The organism is Campylobacter concisus UNSWCS (assembly GCF_000466685.1).
In the GTDB taxonomy this organism is placed as follows: Bacteria; Campylobacterota; Campylobacteria; order Campylobacterales; family Campylobacteraceae; genus Campylobacter_A; species Campylobacter_A concisus_A.
In genome coordinates this window covers 1-770 of record NZ_ANNG01000117.1, presented here as the reverse complement: position 1 = coordinate 770, position 770 = coordinate 1, and the positions used below count along the sequence as shown (strand labels likewise).

Here is a 770-nt window from a genome sequence, read left to right as displayed (position 1 = left end):
ATTTCGTTTGACATTTTAACCCATTATTTTAATTTTTGATTTAGCTTCATAAAAACCTACAACTCTAAATTATATATATCGTGCGATAATTTTATATCATTATCTCCAAGAAATTTTAAAAATCTGCTATCATAAATTATAGCCGGTAGCATATTCCAACTATATATCACTATCAACAATTCTTTCTTTAAATTTATTTTAACAATTTTTTCAACATCTTCTACTAGAAAAAAATCATTTAATATTTCTTGAATATAATGCTTATTTTGATATTTTTTCTCTATTTTCAAACCAAAATTTTTATACTTTAATACATTGTTATTCGGGAGCTTCTTGTCTCCTTTTTTCCATATTTTTGTAACCTTAATATTATCAAATTGCTTAATATCAATTGTTTTATCGGAAGTTGCCATCAGAATGACAAATATTTCATTTTTTTCCATGATAAATTCCTTAAAAATCATTTATATTATAGCCGGTTGGTTCGCCTTGACCTTTTCCGTTTTTAAGTTTGACAAAGATATTGCCTTTTTTGTCTTTATACAAATCATAATCAGAATGCGGCTTTAAATCGTGCGGATCTATACCATTCTTTTTTAATTTACTTATTTCTCCATTTGATAACTTTTTATCTTTTTCAGCAAAATAAACATTATCTTTAAAATTCTGCTCTTTCCCCTCAATTCCACCAAGATAAGGCTCGTTAAAAGAATTGTCTGTATTTACACCGCCATTTGTTATTTTATCATATTGCTCTGTTTGTGGTGTAG

General features: G+C 26.4%; 2 protein-coding genes. Both read right to left on the bottom strand.

The window, feature by feature from the left end; all coding sequences use genetic code 11:
* Positions 1-56 precede the first annotated feature (56 nt).
* Positions 57-443, bottom strand: coding sequence for a hypothetical protein (locus UNSWCS_RS11135; RefSeq protein WP_155242317.1), 387 nt, complete (start codon positions 441-443; stop codon positions 57-59).
* Positions 444-453: 10 nt separating this feature from the next.
* Positions 454-770 (bottom strand): polymorphic toxin type 33 domain-containing protein (locus tag UNSWCS_RS11130; RefSeq protein WP_035144182.1); only part of this gene is annotated, 317 nt, incomplete at its 5' end.